This is a genomic window from Flavobacterium sp. J27, assembly GCF_004303025.1.
Classification (GTDB): Bacteria; Bacteroidota; Bacteroidia; order Flavobacteriales; family Flavobacteriaceae; genus Flavobacterium.
The window spans coordinates 172,658-192,018 of sequence record NZ_PJQW01000008.1 but is presented as its reverse complement, the minus strand read 5'-3'; the positions used below and the strand labels follow the sequence as shown (position 1 = coordinate 192,018).

Annotated in this window: 19 protein-coding genes; 10 read left to right on the top strand and 9 right to left on the bottom strand. The window is 30.6% G+C overall.

Annotated features, from left to right (window positions below):
- The first annotated feature begins 25 nt into the window (after positions 1 to 25).
- Complete coding sequence (locus CX675_RS12850) at positions 26 to 1,645, top strand: M1 family metallopeptidase (protein WP_130735645.1); 1,620 nt, start codon at positions 26 to 28, stop codon at positions 1,643 to 1,645.
- Between the two features lie 9 nt (positions 1,646 to 1,654).
- Here the strand turns inward: CX675_RS12850 and CX675_RS12845 are convergent, their stop codons facing one another.
- Together CX675_RS12845 and CX675_RS12840 are read right to left on the bottom strand one after the other, a co-directional pair.
- The gene (locus tag CX675_RS12845) at positions 1,655 to 2,725 is read right to left on the bottom strand and encodes an AMP-binding protein (protein ID WP_130735644.1); all 1,071 of its coding nucleotides are present in this window, start codon (positions 2,723 to 2,725) and stop codon (positions 1,655 to 1,657) included.
- Between the two features lie 11 nt (positions 2,726 to 2,736).
- Positions 2,737 to 3,627 (bottom strand): CPBP family intramembrane glutamic endopeptidase, encoded by an 891-nt coding sequence (locus CX675_RS12840; RefSeq protein WP_130735643.1) that lies wholly within the window; start codon positions 3,625 to 3,627, stop codon positions 2,737 to 2,739.
- A 92-nt stretch (positions 3,628 to 3,719) separates the two neighbouring features.
- Between CX675_RS12840 and arsC the strand changes: the two genes are divergently transcribed.
- Together arsC and CX675_RS12830 are read left to right on the top strand one after the other, a co-directional pair.
- Entirely contained in the window at positions 3,720 to 4,070 is a 351-nt protein-coding gene (arsC, locus tag CX675_RS12835; RefSeq protein WP_130735642.1) for an arsenate reductase (glutaredoxin), read from the top strand.
- Between the two features lie 72 nt (positions 4,071 to 4,142).
- Positions 4,143 to 6,611: a TonB-dependent receptor domain-containing protein gene (locus CX675_RS12830; RefSeq protein ID WP_130735641.1), complete on the top strand. Its 2,469-nt coding sequence runs from the start codon at positions 4,143 to 4,145 to the stop codon at positions 6,609 to 6,611.
- A 51-nt stretch (positions 6,612 to 6,662) separates the two neighbouring features.
- On the opposite strand, the gene CX675_RS19850 is transcribed toward CX675_RS12830, so the two are convergent.
- Positions 6,663 to 6,830, bottom strand: a complete 168-nt coding sequence (locus CX675_RS19850) for a hypothetical protein (RefSeq protein ID WP_165396044.1) — start codon at positions 6,828 to 6,830, stop codon at positions 6,663 to 6,665.
- Between the two features lie 129 nt (positions 6,831 to 6,959).
- Between CX675_RS19850 and fumC the strand changes: the two genes are divergently transcribed.
- A complete protein-coding gene (gene fumC, locus CX675_RS12825) occupies positions 6,960 to 8,342 on the top strand; it encodes a class II fumarate hydratase (protein ID WP_130735640.1) in 1,383 nt (460 codons plus the stop codon).
- Between the two features lie 5 nt (positions 8,343 to 8,347).
- Here the strand turns inward: fumC and corA are convergent, their stop codons facing one another.
- Positions 8,348 to 9,421, bottom strand: a complete 1,074-nt coding sequence (gene corA, locus CX675_RS12820) for a magnesium/cobalt transporter CorA (RefSeq protein WP_130735639.1) — start codon at positions 9,419 to 9,421, stop codon at positions 8,348 to 8,350.
- A 71-nt stretch (positions 9,422 to 9,492) separates the two neighbouring features.
- Here corA and hutI point away from each other — a divergent pair, with 71 nt between their 5' ends.
- Positions 9,493 to 10,728: an imidazolonepropionase gene (hutI, locus tag CX675_RS12815; protein ID WP_130735638.1), complete on the top strand. Its 1,236-nt coding sequence runs from the start codon at positions 9,493 to 9,495 to the stop codon at positions 10,726 to 10,728.
- A gap of 28 nt (positions 10,729 to 10,756) precedes the next feature.
- Here the strand turns inward: hutI and CX675_RS12810 are convergent, their stop codons facing one another.
- Together CX675_RS12810 and CX675_RS12805 are read right to left on the bottom strand one after the other, a co-directional pair.
- Entirely contained in the window at positions 10,757 to 12,160 is a 1,404-nt protein-coding gene (locus tag CX675_RS12810) for an FAD-binding oxidoreductase (RefSeq protein ID WP_130735637.1), read from the bottom strand.
- A 24-nt stretch (positions 12,161 to 12,184) separates the two neighbouring features.
- On the bottom strand, positions 12,185 to 13,096 hold the full coding sequence (locus CX675_RS12805) for an AEC family transporter (protein ID WP_130735636.1): 912 nt from the start codon (positions 13,094 to 13,096) through the stop codon (positions 12,185 to 12,187).
- 98 nt (positions 13,097 to 13,194) lie between these two features.
- Between CX675_RS12805 and meaB the strand changes: the two genes are divergently transcribed.
- Positions 13,195 to 14,283, top strand: coding sequence for a methylmalonyl Co-A mutase-associated GTPase MeaB (gene meaB, locus CX675_RS12800; protein WP_130735635.1), 1,089 nt, complete (start codon positions 13,195 to 13,197; stop codon positions 14,281 to 14,283).
- A gap of 3 nt (positions 14,284 to 14,286) precedes the next feature.
- Here the strand turns inward: meaB and CX675_RS12795 are convergent, their stop codons facing one another.
- The 3 genes from CX675_RS12795 to CX675_RS12785 are packed head-to-tail and all read right to left on the bottom strand — an operon-like array spanning position 14,287 to position 16,238.
- Complete coding sequence (locus CX675_RS12795) at positions 14,287 to 14,853, bottom strand: hypothetical protein (RefSeq protein WP_130735634.1); 567 nt, start codon at positions 14,851 to 14,853, stop codon at positions 14,287 to 14,289.
- Positions 14,854 to 14,866: 13 nt separating this feature from the next.
- The gene (locus CX675_RS12790; protein ID WP_130735633.1) at positions 14,867 to 15,571 is read right to left on the bottom strand and encodes a hypothetical protein; all 705 of its coding nucleotides are present in this window, start codon (positions 15,569 to 15,571) and stop codon (positions 14,867 to 14,869) included.
- 58 nt (positions 15,572 to 15,629) lie between these two features.
- On the bottom strand, positions 15,630 to 16,238 hold the full coding sequence (locus CX675_RS12785; protein ID WP_130735632.1) for a DUF2589 domain-containing protein: 609 nt from the start codon (positions 16,236 to 16,238) through the stop codon (positions 15,630 to 15,632).
- 252 nt (positions 16,239 to 16,490) lie between these two features.
- Between CX675_RS12785 and CX675_RS12780 the strand changes: the two genes are divergently transcribed.
- Genes CX675_RS12780 through CX675_RS12765 form a run of 4 tightly spaced genes read left to right on the top strand, consistent with a single transcriptional unit; the run spans position 16,491 to position 19,248 of the window.
- Positions 16,491 to 17,198, top strand: a complete 708-nt coding sequence (locus tag CX675_RS12780; RefSeq protein ID WP_130735631.1) for a hypothetical protein — start codon at positions 16,491 to 16,493, stop codon at positions 17,196 to 17,198.
- A gap of 9 nt (positions 17,199 to 17,207) precedes the next feature.
- On the top strand, positions 17,208 to 17,855 hold the full coding sequence (locus CX675_RS12775; protein WP_130735630.1) for a hypothetical protein: 648 nt from the start codon (positions 17,208 to 17,210) through the stop codon (positions 17,853 to 17,855).
- On the top strand, positions 17,834 to 18,613 hold the full coding sequence (locus CX675_RS12770; RefSeq protein WP_130735629.1) for a sensor histidine kinase: 780 nt from the start codon (positions 17,834 to 17,836) through the stop codon (positions 18,611 to 18,613). The genes CX675_RS12775 and CX675_RS12770 overlap by 22 nt, the downstream gene beginning before the upstream one ends.
- Positions 18,610 to 19,248 (top strand): response regulator transcription factor, encoded by a 639-nt coding sequence (locus CX675_RS12765; RefSeq protein ID WP_130735628.1) that lies wholly within the window; start codon positions 18,610 to 18,612, stop codon positions 19,246 to 19,248. Before CX675_RS12770 ends, CX675_RS12765 begins: the two co-directional genes overlap by 4 nt.
- Positions 19,249 to 19,361 lie beyond the last annotated feature (113 nt).

Below are 19,361 nucleotides of genomic sequence, written 5' to 3'. Positions count from 1 at the left end.
AATACGACATATTAAGATATTAAAAATGAAAAAACTACTTATCATAAGCTTATTTATATTGGTTTACCAAAATACTACAGCCCAAAATTTTACTCGTAGAGACTCTTTACATGGTGGTTTACGCTTCGAAAGAAATTGTTTTGATGTGCAACGCTATGATTTGAATATTAAAATAAATCCAGACGAAAAAAGTATTGTAGGGTATAACGAAGTTACTTTTACAGTGATTGAACCTACTAAAAAAATTCAATTGGATTTGTTTGATAATATGAAAGTAGATTCTATTGTATGGAATAATGAAACACTAACTTACAAAAGGGATTATGATGCAGTTTTTGTAAGTTTTCCAAAAGAATTAGCAAAAAATACCACTGAAAAAGTACGTTTTTACTATTCCGGAAATCCTAAAATTGCAAAAAATGCACCTTGGGATGGCGGATTTGTATTTAAAAAAGATAGTAATGGGAAACCATTTATTGCAGTTGCTGTACAGGGTACAGGTGCCAGTTTATGGTATCCTGTAAAAGATTCTCAAACCGATGAACCAGATAAAGGCGCATCGATTAAAGTAGCCGTTCCAAATGGCTTAATGAATGTATCGAATGGCCGCTTTATCAAAAAAGAAGCAGTTGGAAATGATTATACTCGCTGGGATTGGGAAGTAAAAAATCCAATTAACAATTACACCATTACCGTCAATATTGCTGATTATATTCACATTCATGACGAAATAGAAAATTTAGACTTAGATTATTATGTTTTACGTGAAAACAAAGATAAAGCAATCTCACATTTCGATGCTGATGTAAAACCGATGATGGCTTGCTTTCAAGAGAAATTTGGACAATATCCATTTTGGGAAGACGGTTATAAATTAGTAGAGACACCTTATTTAGGCATGGAACATCAAAGTGCTGTGGCTTATGGTAATAAATACAAAAAAGGGTATTTAGGTATGGATTTGTCTGGAACAGGCGAAGGAATGAATTTTGATTTTATTATTATACATGAAACGGGGCATGAGTGGTTTGGAAATAGTGTGACCAGTAAAGATATTGCCGATATGTGGATACACGAAGGATTTACAACCTATAGCGAAACCGTTTTTATTGAATGTCAAAAAGGTTATGATGCCGCTATGAAATACATCAATGGTCAATCTAAAAATGTGCAAAATGACAAGCCAATCATAGGTCAGTTTGGTGTAAATAATGAAGGTAGTGGAGACATGTATTATAAAGGGGCTTTACTTTTAAACACTTTAAGACATGTAGTTGATAATGACCACAAATGGTGGCCTATTTTATTAAAATACGCTACTACATTCAAAAAGAAAATTATCGACACACAAACTGTAGTAGACTTCTTTAACAAAGAAACAGGTCGTAATTTAACGCCTATATTCAATCAATACTTGAAATACACTACTATTCCTAAATTAGAAATTAAAGGATATAAAAAACAATTTCAATACCGTTGGGTAACCGAAGAGCCTAATTTTGCTATGCCAGTAGATATTATGATTGGAGACAAAAAAGTACGTTTAAATGCTACCAATGAATGGCAAAAAGCAGGTGAATCAATTAAAAATTATAACGATATTAAAGTATTAACCAATCACTTTTTTATTACCACTAATTTATAATAAGAATAGTTATTCCTTTATTTTAGCCAAAGTTTGTACTCTATTTAGTTTTCCTGTCTTTGTTTCTACAAATTGAGGGATAAAAATAATTTCTTTTGGCTTCTCAAATTTATCCAATAGATCAAAAATACTTGATGGAATTTCTTTTGGGTTAGATTCTACAATTAAAATTATTTTCTGACCTAATTTTTCATCGGGTTGACTTGCAATAAAAAAACGATGTGGCATTACGTCTTGCAATTTAATTTCAATTTGTTCTGGGAATAATTTAACACCGCCACTATTAATAACACTATCAAAACGTCCTAACCATATAAATTCATGATCTGATATAATTTCTACGATATCATTAGTTATAATAGTATCAGATACAATTTTTGGAGCATCAATAACCAAACAATCTCTTTCGTCTTTTGTAATAGTAATATTAGGCAATGTTTTAAATGTTTTATCTCCTATTTTTCGAGCTGCCACATGCGTAATGGTTTCTGTCATTCCATACGTTTCAAAAGCATGTACTTTTTCTTTTTTCAGTTTTTCTGCTAATCCCTTTGAAACGGGTGCTCCGCCAATAATTAACTTCTTAATTTTATCTAATTTTCCTAACGAATTTTCGACTTGTAAAGGAACCATCGCTGCAAAATCATATTCCTCTTCATTATATGCTAAAGGAGTTCCATCTACAGTAGTTATATCTAAAGACAATCCTAGAATAAGCGCTCGTACCAACATCATCTTACCTGCTATGTATTTTGCAGATAAACACAATAAGGCCTTATTTCCAGGTTCTAAATGAAAAAAATCACCTGTAGCTAGAGCTGATTGTATCATGGCTTTTTTCTCTAATCGAATCACTTTGGGTGTACCTGTCGTACCAGAAGTTTCTACCTCAATATACAAGTCATCATCTAACCATTCTAACAAAAAACTACCGATGTGTTTTTCATATTCATTACCTTCTTTAATAAAGCTATACGCTACACGACACATATCTTCATAATTTAAATGATATCCATTTAATTTAAATTGATTATGTACGTTTTTATGTGTCAAATTGTCTAAAATTAAAGTGTGTTCCATACTACAAAAAATTAATTTAAATCAATCGTTCCTGTTAATTTCTCTTTCCAGTTATTCCATTTGTAGATTTTAGAGAATATAAATAGTAAAATGGGAAATATCACAAAAATAGGTAAGATAATTTCAAAAGAACCAGTAGGTTCGGAAACATCTTTTAAGATAGAATGGGTTTGAAAAGCAGTCCAATCAGCAGTAACTAATAAAGCACCTATCAAATTATTGGCAGCATGAAAACCCAAAGCCAATTCCAAACCTTCATCCATTATGGTAAGAATACCCAAAAACAATCCAGTACCTATATAATATATCATAATAATAGGCCCAATTTTGCCTACTTCAGGATTGGCAACATGCATTAATCCAAATAATATGGCAGGAATTAGTAATGCTATAAGTCGGTTTTTAGTTACTAATGCTAAACCTTGCATTAAATTCCCTCTAAATAAATATTCTTCAAAACTGGTTTGTAAAGGGATTAAAATTATGGCCAAAACAAAAAAAACAGCAAATTTCTCAAGCTTAAAATTAAAAACAAAATTCTCTGGTTGTGCTATATAGGCAACATATGTCATAATCGCTGTAATACTTCCCCAAAGAAAAAAAGAAAAGAAAATACGTTTAAAGTCAACTTTAGCACGAGACGTTGTTAAACTTGTTATAGATTGCTGCTGCACCACTTTAACCCAAAACCAAACAAAAAACAAACCTAAAGACAAAGGAATAATCATTAAAACAAAAGTAGCGTTAACGCCTATTGAATCAATAGTTTGAGCAATGACATCATTAGTATCAACATCCATACTAAAAATATAATTAACACCAATCAGTAATGTAAATAATATTGGTAAAATAAAATATAAAAATGGATGTGTTTTAAACGTTTTAACTTGCTCTAGATACATAGTTTTGAATATAATTTAATGTTATGGGTTAAAGTTACATATTTTGCTACAAAATATAATATCATTTTCTTTGTAATAAATTTAAAAACACTATGATTATCATTTACCACAATCCAAGATGCACTAAATCTAGAGAAGGTTTAAGCGAAATTGAAAAATACAACCAACCTTTTGTTATCAGAAGATATTTGGACGACCCTTTTACAAAAGAAGAATTAACAAATGTAATTGAAAAATTAGGTATAAAACCTCTAGAATTAGTACGTACCAAAGAAAAAATATGGATCGAAGAATACAAAGGTAAAAACCTAACAGACAATGAAATAATTGATGCCATGCTATTACACCCTAAACTTATTGAAAGGCCAATTATTGTTAAAGATAATCAAGCTGTAATTGCTAGACCAAAAGAAGCTGTTAACAAAATACTAGGAAATATTTAACAAACAATTGGGAAATCTAGGTTAAACCTAGGTCTAAATTTGCTGTCTTATAAGGAAATAATTAATTTAATCATGCTTAAAAGACTACAACTTTTCTCCCTACTGCTATTAACTACAGTGGTTTTTGCCCAAAAACCAGATGTAAAAAAGATTAGAATTACTGGTAAAATATTTGAAAAAGGTACTTCACTACCATTGGAATATGCAACTGTTGTTTTTCAAGATGCTAAAAATCCTGAAAAATTAAACGGTAGCGTTACAGATTTAGATGGAAACTTCAGTTTTGAAGTCCCAGCTGGAACATATAATGTCCGTTTTGAATATATCTCATTTAAAACCATAGAATATAAAAACAAAACCTATAATACCAATACCGATTTTGGTACTGTTTATTTAGAAGCTGACATTGCACAATTAGCAGGTGTAGAAGTTATTGCTGAACGTTCTACAGTAGAAATTAAACTAGACAAAAAAGTGTATAATGTAGGTAAAGATATGATTGTAAAAGGAGGAACTGTAAGTGATGTTTTAGATAATGTGCCTTCTGTAACCGTAGATCCTGAAGGAACAGTTGCTTTAAGAGGTAATGAAAATGTTCGTATTTTAATCGATGGAAAACCTTCTGGTTTAGCAGGCATAAATATTGCTGATGCTTTAAAAATGCTTCCAGCGGATGCTGTTGAAAAGGTAGAAGTGATTACTAATCCATCTGCTCGTTATGATGCAGAAGGTGGTGGTGGAATCATTAATATTGTTTTACGTAAAGGAAAAGCACAAGGCTTAAACGGTTCTTTTGTGGTTTCGGCTGGTGATCCTGAGAGTTATAGTGGTAATACCAGTTTAAACTTTAGAAGTGAAAAATTCAATTTGTTTTCTAACATTGGTTATAATTACAGAACGAGTTTAGGAAACTCTTTAACGGATGCTCACTATTTAAGCCCAAATGCAAATCCAAATAGCATTTTTATTGATGAAAGAAGAACCAATGAACGTTTAAATAAAGGGTATAATTCTAATTTTGGGATTGAATTATTTATCGACAAAACGACAACATGGACCAATTCATTGACTATCCAAAATAGTAGAGGTGAAAATCCAGATAATGTATTCTTTTATAATTATGACGTAAATAGAAATTCAACTTTCACTCAAAATCGTTTTAACGATCAAAGAAGTAAAGATTTTACTTTTGAATATGCTACAAATTTTACTAAAAACTTTAAAAAAGAAGACCATAAATTAACAATAGACATGGCTTTTTCTGAGAATAGAGAAAGAGATAATTCTGTTATTTATGACCAAATTATTAACGTCCCTTCTAGTTTATTTGTAGAAAGAACCTTAAATCCGCAAGATCAAAAACGCAATCTATTTCAAGCTGACTATGTGTTACCTTTAGGAAAAGAATCAAGATTTGAAGCAGGATACAGAGGTAATTTCCAAAGAAATATTACCGATTTCCAAATTGACTCACTTGGTGTTGCTGGAAACTGGATTCGCAATGAAGATTATTCAAATTTACTAGAATACAAAGAATATGTAAATGCATTTTACATGCAATTTGGATCAAAAATAGATAAATTCTCATACTTTGCAGGAGTTCGATTTGAAGATAGCAACATTGAAGTAAACTCTATTTCTTCCAATGATTATAACACTAAAAAATACAATAACTTCTTCCCTACAGCTACAATAAATTATGAGTTTTCTGAAAGCAGTAGCGTAAGTTTAAGCTACAGTAGAAGAATTAATAGACCAAGAGGTCGTTTTTTAAACCCTTTCTCAAGTTATTCTAGTAGAATTAACATTTTTAGAGGTAATCCCGATTTAAATCCAGCTTATACAAACTCATTTGATTTAGGCTATTTAAAAAGATGGAAAAAAGTAACCTTTAATACGTCTGCTTATGTTAATTTGACTGACGATTCTTTCCAGTTTATTAGACGAGAATCTGGTTTATTTGTTGAAGGCGTTCCCGTAATAGAGTCTACACCTATTAACTTAGCAACCGAAATTAGAGCTGGTTTTGAATTTAATGTAAATTATTCTCCTTACAAATGGTGGAAATTAAATACTAATTTTAATTTATTTAGAAATGAAACCAAAGGAGATTACAGCTATACAAACTATTTAGACGAAGTAGTAGTACAAAATTTTGATAATACTGCTACGAGTTGGTTTACAAGATTATCTTCAAAAATATCATTGCCTTACAAAGTAGATTGGCAAGCCAATGCTACATACATGGCACCTCAAACAAATGCGCAAGGTAAAAACAAATCGATGACAAGTGTTAACTTAGCATTTAGTAAAGATGTTTTAAAAGACAAAGGTACTATTGCTTTAAATGTTAGCGATTTATTTAACTCTAGAAAAAGACGTTCAGAAATTAGTTTACCTACTGTAAGCAGTTATTCTGAATTTCAATGGAGACAAAGACAAATTACGCTTTCATTCACCTATAGATTTAACAAAAAGAAAAACGAAAGAGAAAATCAAAAAAGATCTGATGATGGCGGTGGTGACGATTTTATGGGATAAAATAAAAAAGGAATGCAAAAGCATTCCTTTTTTATTTTGAAACAATACTAATTATTCTTGTTCCTGCTGTTTCTTAGCTCTTTTCTCTTTGATTAACTCAGTAATAGCACCACCAATCCAATAAGGAACAAATGAAGCTAAAAATATCATTAACCAAAAACCTATTGTTAAAATAGTTAAGAAAAGTAAAAAACCTAAATACTGATCAAATTCAAACATGTTTTCCGGAATTTATGAATTCTTGCCAAAGATAATAGGAATTATCTTTTTTAGCAATATAATAACAATTTTTATTTCGGTACAAAATTCAGAAATTGTAATTTTATAAAAAGAACTAAGAAAACAATCATGGAATATAGAATAGAAAAAGATACTTTAGGAGAAGTACAAGTTCCAAAAGAGAAATTATGGGGCGCACAAACAGAGCGTTCAAGAAATAATTTTAAAATAGGTCCTGAGGCTTCAATGCCTTTTGAAATCATAAAAGCATTTGCTTATTTAAAAAAAGCTGCTGCATATACCAATGAAGAATTAGGTGTGTTATCTTCAGAAAAAAGAGCGTTAATTACAACAGTTTGTGAAGAAATTTTAGCCGAAAAACTGAACGACCAGTTTCCGTTAGTTATTTGGCAAACAGGTTCGGGAACACAATCAAATATGAATGTAAACGAAGTGATTGCAAATCGAGCACAAATTTTATCTGGAAAAAAAATGGGAGAAGAACCTGTTTTAAAAGCAAATGATGATGTAAACAAATCGCAATCTTCAAATGATACTTTTCCAACCGCAATGCATATCGCTGCTTATAAGATATTAGTTGAAAAAACAATTCCTCAAATAGAACATTTACAACTCACACTAGCCAATAAAGCCGAACAATTTAAAGATATCGTTAAAATTGGTCGCACCCACTTAATGGATGCTACACCTCTTACTTTAGGGCAAGAATTTTCTGGCTATGCGCAACTACTCACAAATGGTCTAAAAACAATCAAACAATCATTACATGGCTTATCAGAATTAGCTTTAGGAGGAACAGCTGTAGGAACTGGTTTAAATACTCCAAAAGGATACGCTAATTTAGTGGCTGATTATATTTCAAAATTTACAGGTTTACCATTTGTAACTGCTCCCAATAAATTTGAGTCACTTTCAGCACATAATGCTATTGTGGAAAGCCATGCCGCTTTAAAACAAGTAGCAGTAAGTCTAAATAAAATTGCTAACGATATTCGAATGATGGCTTCAGGACCTCGATCTGGAATAGGTGAACTTTTGCTTCCTGAAAACGAACCTGGTTCTTCTATTATGCCTGGAAAAGTAAACCCTACACAATGCGAAGCACTAACTATGGTAAGTGCACAAGTAATGGGAAATGATGTAGCGATAACCATTGGTGCTACGCAAGGTCATTATGAATTGAATGTTTTTAAACCAATGCTTATTGCTAATTTTCTACAATCAGCTAATTTATTAGGAGATGCATGTCATTCGTTTAACGAACATTGTGCTAAGGGAATTACAGCTAATCAATCTAAAATAGACGAATTAGTTAATAATTCTTTAATGCTCGTTACAGCTTTAAATACAAAAATTGGTTACTACAAAGCTGCAGAAATTGCTCAAACTGCTCACAAAAACGGTACTACTTTAAAAGAAGAAGCCGTTCGATTAGGTTATGTTTCTGCTACAGATTTTGATCTTTGGGTAAATCCAAAAGAAATGATTTAATTTAGTTAAAACCATTTTTTCTTTTTAAAATAATATAGCATAAGCAATACTAAAATAAACATAACGCCTAGCGTAACAAAATAACCGTATTTATAATTGAGTTCTGGAATGTATTTGAAGTTCATTCCATATAAACCTACAATAAATGTTAGCGGTAAAAAAACAGAAGAAATTACTGTTAATGTTTTCATTACCTCATTCATTTTATGATTTTGAGCGGTGTAGAAGAAATTAGTAGCACTATCTAAATTTTTCATATCATAATCTATTTGCTCTAAAAGTTCTAACGCTTTTTGATGCAACCTGCCAAAAAAGATATAATTAGAAGCTTCAATACAGTTAAAATCATCATCTTCTTTTATGGTTTTAATGGTAAACAAAGCATCTCTCAAAGGCACAATAGCTCTTTTTAATAAGTGAAAAATTTCTCTTAATTGTTCAATATCTTCCATAATTACAGGGCTATCAGCTGTTTTAGAAGCTAGTAAAAGAGATTCTATATTGTTTTCTTTATTTTCAATAGTAATATAAAAATTTTCAATAATAGAATCGAGCATTAAGTATAATAAATAGTCGACACTCTTTTTACGCACAATACCTGTATTTTCTCTTAAACGTTCTCTTATATGTGTAAAAAAATCGCCTCTCTTTTCTTGAAAAGAAACAATTAAATTGTCTTGCAATAAGAAACTAATTTGCTCAATTAGAATGGTATCATCATCACTTTCATTGGGTAAAATAGATTTAATACTAAAAAACAAGGTGTCATCTAATTCATCTAAACGGGTTCCTCTTGAAATATTTAAAATATCAGAAACAATAATAGTATTGAGTTGTAAATTTTCTGCCAAAGATTTAATTAACCCCACATCATTTAAACCATGAATATTGAGCCAATTATTTTGAGTGGCATCTTTTACATCATTAAATTTTTCAACCGTTATATTTTGCAATTCTATTACCTTTTGTTCATTGTACACAAACAATTGCATTTCAGCAACTTTGTCTGTATAAACACCTGTATATTCTAGGTTGGTAACATTTACTTTTCTTCCTTTTTTATATCTAATTTTTCTCAAAATAATCAGTTTTAAAGCTAAAGGTACTGGTTTTTAAAAAAATCGTACTTATTTTTACAAAAAAATATAGTATGCAAACCCTCTTTATCAATATAAAAGAATTAGTACAAGTAAGAAATGAAGGAATAGCCATAGTTTCAGGGGAAGACATGGCTATTTTACCTAAAATTGACAATGCGTATTTATTGATACAAGATGATACTATAGTTGATTTTGGCTCTATGGAAAACTGTCCAAAATTAGAATATGGAACTGTTATAGATGCTACAGGAAAAGTAATTTTACCTACTTGGGTGGATAGTCATACTCACATTGTATATGCCGGAAATAGAATTCAGGAATTTGTAGATCGAATTAATGGCTTATCATATGAAGAAATTGCGAATCGTGGTGGTGGCATTTTGAATTCAGCAAAAAAATTAAATGAAACACCAGAAGACATAATTTATGAAGAATCTAAAAAGCGTTTAGAAGAAGTCATACAATTAGGTACTGGAGCTGTTGAAATTAAATCAGGTTATGGTTTAACGGTAGCTGGTGAATTAAAAATGCTTCGCGTGATTCAACGATTAAAAGAAAATTATAGTTTACCAATTAAGGCAACGTTTTTAGGAGCTCATGCCTTTCCTTCAGAATACAAAGAAAACCATACCGCTTATATTGATTTGATTATTAATGAAATGTTACCACAGATTGCAGCAGAAAATTTAGCAGACTATATTGATGCATTCTTAGAAACGGGTTATTTTTCAGTTGAAGAAACAATTAAAATAATGGAAGCTGGGAAAAAATTTGGTTTGCCTGCAAAAATACACGTTAATCAGTTTACCACTATAGATGGCATAGCTGCTTGTGTAGCTCATGAAGCTTTATCAGTTGACCATTTAGAAGTTCTAACCGATGCAGACATTGCAGTGTTAAAAAACAGTAAAACTATGCCAGTAGCTTTACCTAGTTGTTCTTATTTTATTAGCATACCATACACACCAGCCAGAAAAATGATTGCTGCAGGATTACCTTTGGCCTTAGCTACAGATTATAACCCAGGAACAACCCCTTCGGGCAATATGAATTTTGTTGTTGCAACTGCTTGTATAAAAATGAAAATGACTCCAGAAGAAGCTATTAACGCCGCTACTATTAACGGAGCTTACGCTATGGGAATTTCTGCAACACATGGAAGCATTACCAAAGGTAAAAAAGCCAATATTATTATAACCAAACCTCTTACCTCTTACTATCAGTTGCCTTATGAATTTGGCAATAATTTAATAGAGCAAGTAATGATTGATGGGAAATTTGTTTAATTTATTTTTAATTAGCATTTTATTAAGCTTACAATGTATCTGGTAGCACTTTCCCTGGATTCATAATAGTAAGAGGATCGAAAAGCTTTTTAATACCTTTCATTAAATTCAGTTCTGTAGGATTAAAAGCCAAAGGCATATAGTCTTTTTGTACATATCCAATGCCGTGTTCCCCAGAAAGTGTTCCGTTTAATTGTACGGTTAATTCAAAAATTTCAACGATTCCTTTTGGCACTTCTGTAATCCAGTTATCATCAGACATATCCCCTTTCACAATATTAATATGTAAATTTCCATCACCTGCATGTCCATAACAAACCGTATGAAAACCATATTTTCTTCCAGCATCTTTCACTCCTTTTAATAAGACGGGTAACGCATATCTTGGCACCACCGTGTCTTCTTCTTTATAAACTGAATTTGATTTTACCGCTTCGCCAACAGCTCTTCTTAATTTCCATAAGGCATTTTTTTGATCTTCTGTATCAGCAAACAACACTTCATCAATCTCAAATTGCTCTAAAACGGTCGTTATTTTTTCGGCTTCTTGAAACAAAACTTCAGGATAGTTGCCATCTACTTCTATTAAAAGATGAGCTTGTATTTCCTCTTTTATGGGCACACTGACTCCATCAACATATTTCATAGTCCAATCAATCGCGTCTCTTTCCATAAATTCTAAGGCACTGGGAACAATTCCAGCTCTAAAAATAGCAGAAACTGCTTCACAAGCTTGATCAGCTTTATAAAAAGGCACTAACATTAATATATTATGGGTGACTTTAGGAATTAATTTTAATACAATTTTTGTAATAATTCCTAACGTACCTTCACTCCCGACCATTAATTGGGTTAAATTATAGCCTGTCGAATTTTTTAACGTGTTGGCACCTGTCCAAATAATTTCGCCATTGGGTAAAACGACTTCTAAATTCAACACATAATCTTTGGTAACTCCATATTTAACGGCTCTTGCTCCTCCCGAATTTTCAGCGATATTACCACCAATAAAACAACTTCCTAAACTACTCGGATCAACAGGATAAAACAAGCCTTTTTCTGCTACTGCATCTTTCAAAACTTGTGTAATAACTCCTGGTTCGACAATTACTTGAAGGTTTTTATCGTCTACTTCTATTACCGAATTGAATCGTTCCATGGAAAGGCCTATTCCACCATAAATACTCAATGCACCACCACTTAATCCTGTTTTAGCTCCTATAGGGGTAACTGGTATTTTATTTTGAGTAGCTAATTTCATAATAGCTGAAATTTCCTCAGGCGTTTTTGGTTTTACCACAACTTGAGGAGGAAAATTATAATCTTCGGTTTCATCATGACCATAATTTTGTCTAGTTTCCTCATCTGTAAACACATAAGACGCACCTACTATATTTTGAAGCGAAAGAAGAATATCAGAAGTAAAAGACATAAATAAATAGTTTGTATAAATGTATTAAAATGTATTGAGAATCCAATACCATAAAGCTAATGTAATAAACGACAAAGGAATACCAATTCCAATCATCATACTACCTAATTTGGGTTTTAAGCCATAACTAGAGGCTAAAATTACACCTGTTATCATCGGTGCCATGGCTGCTTCCATAATGGATACATCAATCATTATACCAGAAGCATGTGTTATTTTTTTATATAAAATGTAAAAAAACAAAGGTGTTAGTAGCAATTTAAAGCCTAACCCTAACCACAAAAATTTCCAATGTTTACTGTTTCTTTCGATTTTTAATTGTAAGCCTACTGCTACTAACGCAATAGGTGTAACCGTACTTCCAATGCGCTGAAAAACACTTTGCAACACCATAGGAAAATCGATTTGTATAAAATTCATTAGTAAAGCTATAGAAAAAGCAATAAATGGAGGAAAAAGAGCAATTCTTAATACCATTGTTTTGGCACTCAATACTTCTCTAGAAAATAACGTTGCTGTAATAATGCCTAAAGTAGCCATAACTACAAAGGAACCTGGCTGATCCACAATAATAGCTGTTTTTAAACCTTCATTTCCGTATAATGCTTCAATCACAGGAAAACCAACAAACGACGTATTTCCTAAACCAGCAGTAACAATTAAAAAACCAATTAATTTTTTAGACCAACCAAAATATTTTCCTAAACCATAAAAAAACACAAACGATAAGATAAATCCCAACCAAGCTATTCCTAAAGGATATAACAAAGCGCTAGAGATTTGAATTTTAGGGATGTAATATAATCCTAATGCAGGAAGAGAAATATAAATAACAAACTGATTTAAAGACACATGCATGTTTTTAGGAAATGCTTTCACAAATTGAAAAGCAATACCTATGAATAAACAAATAAATAATAGTAAAATATTGTCCATGTAGTCCTAAAAAAACACAAAGGTATAAGCTTTATTCGATTCGCCATCGGAAACCTTATTTTTTTCAAAAAAATTGTACTTTTACAACAACAACTAGGATTTTGGAAAATAAAAATAATAAATCGGCTTTATCAGAAATTAATGGAGTACAGCAACCCGACTCTATTAGTTCTACTGTTGCTCAAAATATTTTACAATTTCGTAGAAAACAACCTTCGGCTAAAGAATTAATTACAGCCATTACTAAAGGAGATAAAATTGCTTTAAGTAGAGCCATCACACTTATAGAAAGTACCAATGAATCACATACTGAGAAAGCTAATGAAGTAATCCAAGGCTGTTTACCCTATGCTAATCAATCGGTAAGAATAGGAATAACAGGTGTTCCTGGAGTGGGAAAATCTACTTTTATTGAAGCTTTTGGGAAATATCTTACTTCCTTAGGTAAAAAAGTAGCTGTTTTAGCAGTTGATCCTAGTTCGTCTATAAGTCATGGAAGTATTTTGGGTGATAAAACCCGAATGGAAGAATTAGTAAAAGATGAAAATGCTTTCATTAGACCAAGCGCTTCTGGTGATAGTTTAGGTGGTGTAGCCAGAAAAACTAGAGAGACTATCATTTTATGCGAAGCTTGTGGGTTTGATACCATTATTATAGAAACCGTTGGTGTTGGTCAAAGTGAAACAGCAGTTCACAGTATGGTTGATTTCTTTCTCTTACTAAAGATTGCAGGTGCTGGAGATGAATTACAAGGCATTAAAAGAGGTATCATGGAAATGGCTGACACCATTGTTATTAACAAAGCCGATGGCGATAATAAGGCAAAAGCGAAATTAGCAAAAACAGAATTTAATAGAGCACTACATCTGTTTCCTGCAAAGAAAAGTGGTTGGACACCCAAAGTTACAACCTGTAGTGCTATCGCTAAAGAGGATATTGATTCGGTATGGCAATTGATAGCAGATTATCTTGAAATAACCAAAAGCAATACCTATTTTGAACGTAAAAGACAAGAACAAAATCAGTTTTGGATGCTAGAAACGATTAATGAGCAATTAAAAAATCGTTTTTACCATCATCCTGAAATTATTACTTTGCTGGAAGCAAATAAAAAAGCGGTTCAAAACAATGAAATATCACCTTTTGCTGCTGCTCAAATTTTGTTAAATCATTATTTTAATAAGTAGTTTTTAGTTGTCTACATTCTGAAAATCTTCTAAATTAATCTCTTCAGCTATTAGAAGTCTAATATCTGTCAAAGGTAGATCTGTTTTTAATTTAATAGCACCTGCTTTTAATTGATCATTAGAAATAATTAATTCCCAAATTGTATTTACAAATTGTTCAAAAGGTTGATCAAAATCATAATGAATTAATTTCATTTCTCCAATTATCAACAACATTTGTCTTACTAAATCTCTTGATTCTTGCGTTTTTTTTTCAAATGGCTTAACTACTTCTAAAATTGTCTTCTGAAGGTCATATAATACTTCTGAAGCCGCTTTTAAAACAACTTTCTTTTTAGAATTACTGTTTGATTCATTAAATCTTTGAGCTATAATTTTACTTCTTAATCCAGCTATTTCAGAAGTTTCGCTTATGTTGTAAGTAGATAATATTTCTTCTACTGTTTTCATCCAAATAAATAAATGTTCTAAGAAATGAACTTCTTTATGTTCTAAACGATTAACTAGAATAGGAAATTCTATTAATTTTTCTCTCAAAACATATATTAAATTTAAAATAGATTTTTTCATTTTTATTATTTTTTTATTCTGGTAATAATTTTGAAACAACTTCTCCTTTACTATTTTCCGAATTATTCCATTCCATTCCTTCTTCTGAGATTTTCAATTTAATATATACTAAACTTTCTGGAGCAAATTCTTTTAGTTTGCTAGCTTCTACAATTACATCCAGATTTTCTATACTTTTTTCTTTTTTTGTCACAACAATAGCTTCATGCATAATTTTCTGAAGTGATAAAGCCATATTTTCAGGAGTAACTCTAATTTTAATAGTTTTGGTAATCAAATTATTTTCAGTTGCCAGAATGTAACACTTCTCTGAAATGGTATCACTATATAGACTAACTAAATCAGTATAATTAGTAACTTCAATCTTATTTACAAATTCATTAATTTGACTTTGAATTGCATTTTGAAATTTTGCCTTTATATCATCATTAGTAATGGATAACTTTAATATATTTATTACTGATGTATAAATAGAAGTACTTAATTGGTCTTTTTGTATTGGTTCTAATTGTAAATCAGACAGAACATTCGTTGAACTAATCCCAACAGGTATTGTCATTTCAATATCTTCAATACGCATTCTAGGTACAGAAAAATGTTGCAAAAATTGATGGTTGGCATATTGTTCAGCTATTTTTGTGGTTTGTAAATCTGAAATAACTCTTGCATTAGTTATACTAGTCATTACACTTCCTAAATATTCGTTTAAATTTGGCATATTTTTATTTTTAAAAGACAGGTTACTCCAAAAAGTAACCCATCTATAATTAAACTTATTAATTGTTTACACTCGCAATACTATCTTCTAACATAGTTAGAACTCTATCTAATCCTGCTGGAATTTCGTCATTTACAGCTCTAACATGCACTCCCATATTATAGGTTTTTTCAATATTTGTACCCGAATTAGAAGTTCTTTTGTAGGAAGCCGATGCTTTAAAATTTACAATCTTATAGTTAATTCCTAAATCAGCTGATGCGGCAAATTCATTGGAAACGTTTGAAGTTTCAGTAGAAGTTAATTTAGCATTGAAATCAATAACTACTTCTTCTATTCTTAAGCTAGGAATACTTAAAGTTGTTAAGAAAGGTACTGCAATGGTTACTTCACTATCAATAAATTTTTGATTTGATGGACCTGTTGGCGAATTCGAATCATAATCTGGATTAGGAATAGATTTTTTATAATTAAAATCTACATATCTTAATTTTTTGGGTAAAGGATTTGTGGGTGTAGAGGAAGGATCTTCTTCAAAACCTACAGATTGAATAAAATTAACTTGTGCCATTGAAGCTGCATTTTGCGCTTGAACTGCTGCTTGTAATGGTCCTCCAATGTAGACACTAAAGTCTAAACTGTTTAATTCTGCTACTAAATTTGGCATAATACTATTTTTAAATTTTTTACCTACTCTTACTACAGTTTTCGGTTTCCCTGTTTATCTTAGACAAAATTGATAAACATTTAAAATAGAATTGATGAGTATTAAACGTTAAATCTAAAAGGAAAAACAAGGTGTTTTTAGGGTTATTTCACCCTATTCAGAAAACGTGTATCCACTTTTAAAAAAAAGTAGGAAGTATTGTTTCTTTGTAAAAAGAAAAACAAGTAATTTCATAACTTAAAAAAATTAAACATGATAACAACAACACTTTTAATTGTAATAGTAATAGCATTTGGAGTTTATGTATATAAATTCCCTCCTAAAAAGAATCCTTGTCCTTGTGGCACACCAAATAAAATATGTTTGGATTATAGTAATGAAAGTATGAGTGAATTAGAAGTAGGATTAATTCATGAAATGGTAGACAAATACAAAGAAAATCAACTAAAAACAATTAATCAACTTTCAGAATTCACAAATTTTGGAGATGCTCGTGCTATTGCATTTAAATTAGATACTTTAAAAAAATTTATTTATCACATTGAAAAAGAATCTTTAGATAGATCCGTAAATCTTACTGATAAAATAACAGCTAAGGAACTTGGTGTACGCATTTATTATGCCGCTTATCCTCCAATTGACAAATGGAAAAATCACGACGATTTAGTTCCATTTTTAGCTAGCAATTCAATTAGAAATGAATATGGGCATTTACACACTTTAGTAATGATTCCAACTAGAACAAAAGGTACTACTACTTTTGATTTTAATCCATTAGATTCAAATACTTTTTCTACTGGTCTTTACGACAGAGCTGGTTATGCCTATAATTATACCCCTGCAAACAAGACTGCTGCCTTAAGTTTAAAGTCAGAAGATGACAACACTAATACTACAGGTTCTCAAAACCATGGGAGTCTTATTCCTCCAGGTGATCCGGCAGGTTTAATGGGATTTTAAAATACGCTTATGCTTAATTATCAACCAGAATTATCCAATCTTCTATTCTTGCTAGAAATAATAGCTTCGTTAATAGCGTTAGTATATTATAAAACAATAAAAGAAACCTACTGGAAATGGTTTACATTCTACTTGTTTATAATATTTTTATGTGATGTTTGTATTGTAAAATTAGTTCCAAGTTTAGGCATTAAAAAACAATTTTTTCATGCATATATTGTTATTCCGTTGCAATTCATTTTTTTCTATTGGCTTTACGCCTATCAATCCTTAAAAAAGAAAAGCATATTCTGGTTATTTTTACTATTATATGTTCTTTCTTTTATTCCTATAGAATTGTATTTTGCTCGATTAAAAGTAGTGTATTCGTTTAATTATACAGTGGGTTCCTTTTTATTAATGATTTTGGTATTTTTAGAATTTCAGAAACAAATAAAAAATGACGCCATTTTAAAGTTTAAACAGAATAAAATGTTTTATATTAATATGGGCATTATGCTATTTTATGTAGGCACTTTACCTTTTTTTGGTTTGTACAATTTAATTGTAAAAGAGCCAGAAATATGGAATATGTATTACCTTTATTTTTTACTTTCAAATTGTTTAATGTATTTATTATTTACAGCATCTTTTATATGGGGAAAAGCGAAATTATAGTCACTATAATACTTTTTAATTTATTTTTTATTCTGTTCTTATTAGGGATAATTGTTTTTATAAAACAATATAAGCAAAAGAAAAAAGAACATGAAAATAAACTATTCCTGCAACAGAAAGAGCACGAACAAGAATTACTAACCACCCAATTGGAAATACAAACACAAACTATGCAATATATTGGTAGAGAAATTCATGATAATATTGGTCAGAAATTAACGCTTGCTAGTTTGTATACCCAACAATTAGCTTATGAAAATAAAGCACCAAATATTACTGAAAACATTGAAAATATTAGTACTATCATAAATGATTCATTAGGCGAGTTAAGGCAATTATCAAAATCTTTAACCGATAATAATATAGAACAAAACTCGTTAGTTGATTTAATAAAACAAGAATGCAAAAAGATTAGTGAATTGAAAAAATGTGAAGTACATTTCTCTTGCCAAGAGAGTATTGATATTCCTAGTTATCAAAGTAAAAGTATACTATTGCGCATTACACAAGAATTTATTCAAAATAGTATAAAACATTCTAAATGTAAAAACATTACTGTTACATTAGAAAAAAGGAGAAATTACATCCAACTTACTTTAAAAGACGATGGAATAGGTTTTGATATTTCTCAACAATCTAATGGAATAGGTTTGCTAAATATGAAGAAAAGATCCGAAATGATTGATGGCACATATACCTTAGAAAGTAAAGAAAACAACGGAACTAAATTAATCATTCAAATTCCCTTTTCAAAATGAAAAAAAAGATAGTTATTGTAGATGATCATATTTTAATTGCTAATGCCTTAGCTAGTATTATTTCTAATTTTGAAAACTACGATGTTTTATATGTATGCGAAAATGGTGCAGAACTACAAAAAAAAATGCATTCTGCCCCCCTTCCTGATATAATTCTCTTAGATATTAGTATGCCAATAATGGATGGATTTGAAACAGCTAATTGGTTAAAAACCAAACATTCTTCTATTTTAATTATGGCATTAAGCATGCAAGATGATGAATATAGCTTAATAAAAATGATTAAAAATGGTGCAAAAGGTTACTTACTCAAAAATGCACATCCAAAAGAATTAGAAGAAGCGTTAGATAAAATGGTAAAAAATGGACAATATTTTCAAGAATGGGCTACCAGTAAAGTTTTATCTACACTACATGCAAATGGCAAATTAACAAATGGTATCAGCATTTCAGATAGAGAAAAAGAGTTTCTAAAATATACCATTACAGAAATGACATACAAAGAAATTGCTGAAAAAATGTTTTGTAGCCCTCGTACTATTGAAAATTATAGAGATAGTCTTTTTGAAAAACTAGAATTAAAAACCAGAGTAGGTTTAGCCGTATATGCTCTTAAAAACGGATATGAAGAGTGATTTACTCTTCATATCGTTCCATTTCTCTATCGTAAAACTCTCCCGCTAATGTAATTAAATGTTCCATTTCAGATTCTAATTCTTTCTCGTCTTCATCTTCAATATCTTCTAAA

Bases quoted from the DNA above. Each gene is read 5' to 3' on its own strand.
- CX675_RS12850 (WP_130735645.1), top strand. From the start codon at position 26: ATGAAAAAACTACTTATCATAAGCTTATTTATATTGGTTTACCAAAAT.
- CX675_RS12845 (WP_130735644.1), bottom strand. From the start codon at position 2,725: ATGGAACACACTTTAATTTTAGACAATTTGACACATAAAAACGTACAT.
- CX675_RS12840 (WP_130735643.1), bottom strand. From the start codon at position 3,627: ATGTATCTAGAGCAAGTTAAAACGTTTAAAACACATCCATTTTTATAT.
- arsC (WP_130735642.1), top strand. From the start codon at position 3,720: ATGATTATCATTTACCACAATCCAAGATGCACTAAATCTAGAGAAGGT.
- CX675_RS12830 (WP_130735641.1), top strand. From the start codon at position 4,143: ATGCTTAAAAGACTACAACTTTTCTCCCTACTGCTATTAACTACAGTG.
- CX675_RS19850 (WP_165396044.1), bottom strand. From the start codon at position 6,830: ATGTTTGAATTTGATCAGTATTTAGGTTTTTTACTTTTCTTAACTATT.
- fumC (WP_130735640.1), top strand. From the start codon at position 6,960: ATGGAATATAGAATAGAAAAAGATACTTTAGGAGAAGTACAAGTTCCA.
- hutI (WP_130735638.1), top strand. From the start codon at position 9,493: ATGCAAACCCTCTTTATCAATATAAAAGAATTAGTACAAGTAAGAAAT.
- CX675_RS12810 (WP_130735637.1), bottom strand. From the start codon at position 12,160: ATGTCTTTTACTTCTGATATTCTTCTTTCGCTTCAAAATATAGTAGGT.
- CX675_RS12805 (WP_130735636.1), bottom strand. From the start codon at position 13,096: ATGGACAATATTTTACTATTATTTATTTGTTTATTCATAGGTATTGCT.
- CX675_RS12795 (WP_130735634.1), bottom strand. From the start codon at position 14,853: ATGAAAAAATCTATTTTAAATTTAATATATGTTTTGAGAGAAAAATTA.
- CX675_RS12790 (WP_130735633.1), bottom strand. From the start codon at position 15,571: ATGCCAAATTTAAACGAATATTTAGGAAGTGTAATGACTAGTATAACT.
- CX675_RS12785 (WP_130735632.1), bottom strand. From the start codon at position 16,238: ATGCCAAATTTAGTAGCAGAATTAAACAGTTTAGACTTTAGTGTCTAC.
- CX675_RS12780 (WP_130735631.1), top strand. From the start codon at position 16,491: ATGATAACAACAACACTTTTAATTGTAATAGTAATAGCATTTGGAGTT.
- CX675_RS12775 (WP_130735630.1), top strand. From the start codon at position 17,208: ATGCTTAATTATCAACCAGAATTATCCAATCTTCTATTCTTGCTAGAA.
- CX675_RS12770 (WP_130735629.1), top strand. From the start codon at position 17,834: ATGGGGAAAAGCGAAATTATAGTCACTATAATACTTTTTAATTTATTT.
- CX675_RS12765 (WP_130735628.1), top strand. From the start codon at position 18,610: ATGAAAAAAAAGATAGTTATTGTAGATGATCATATTTTAATTGCTAAT.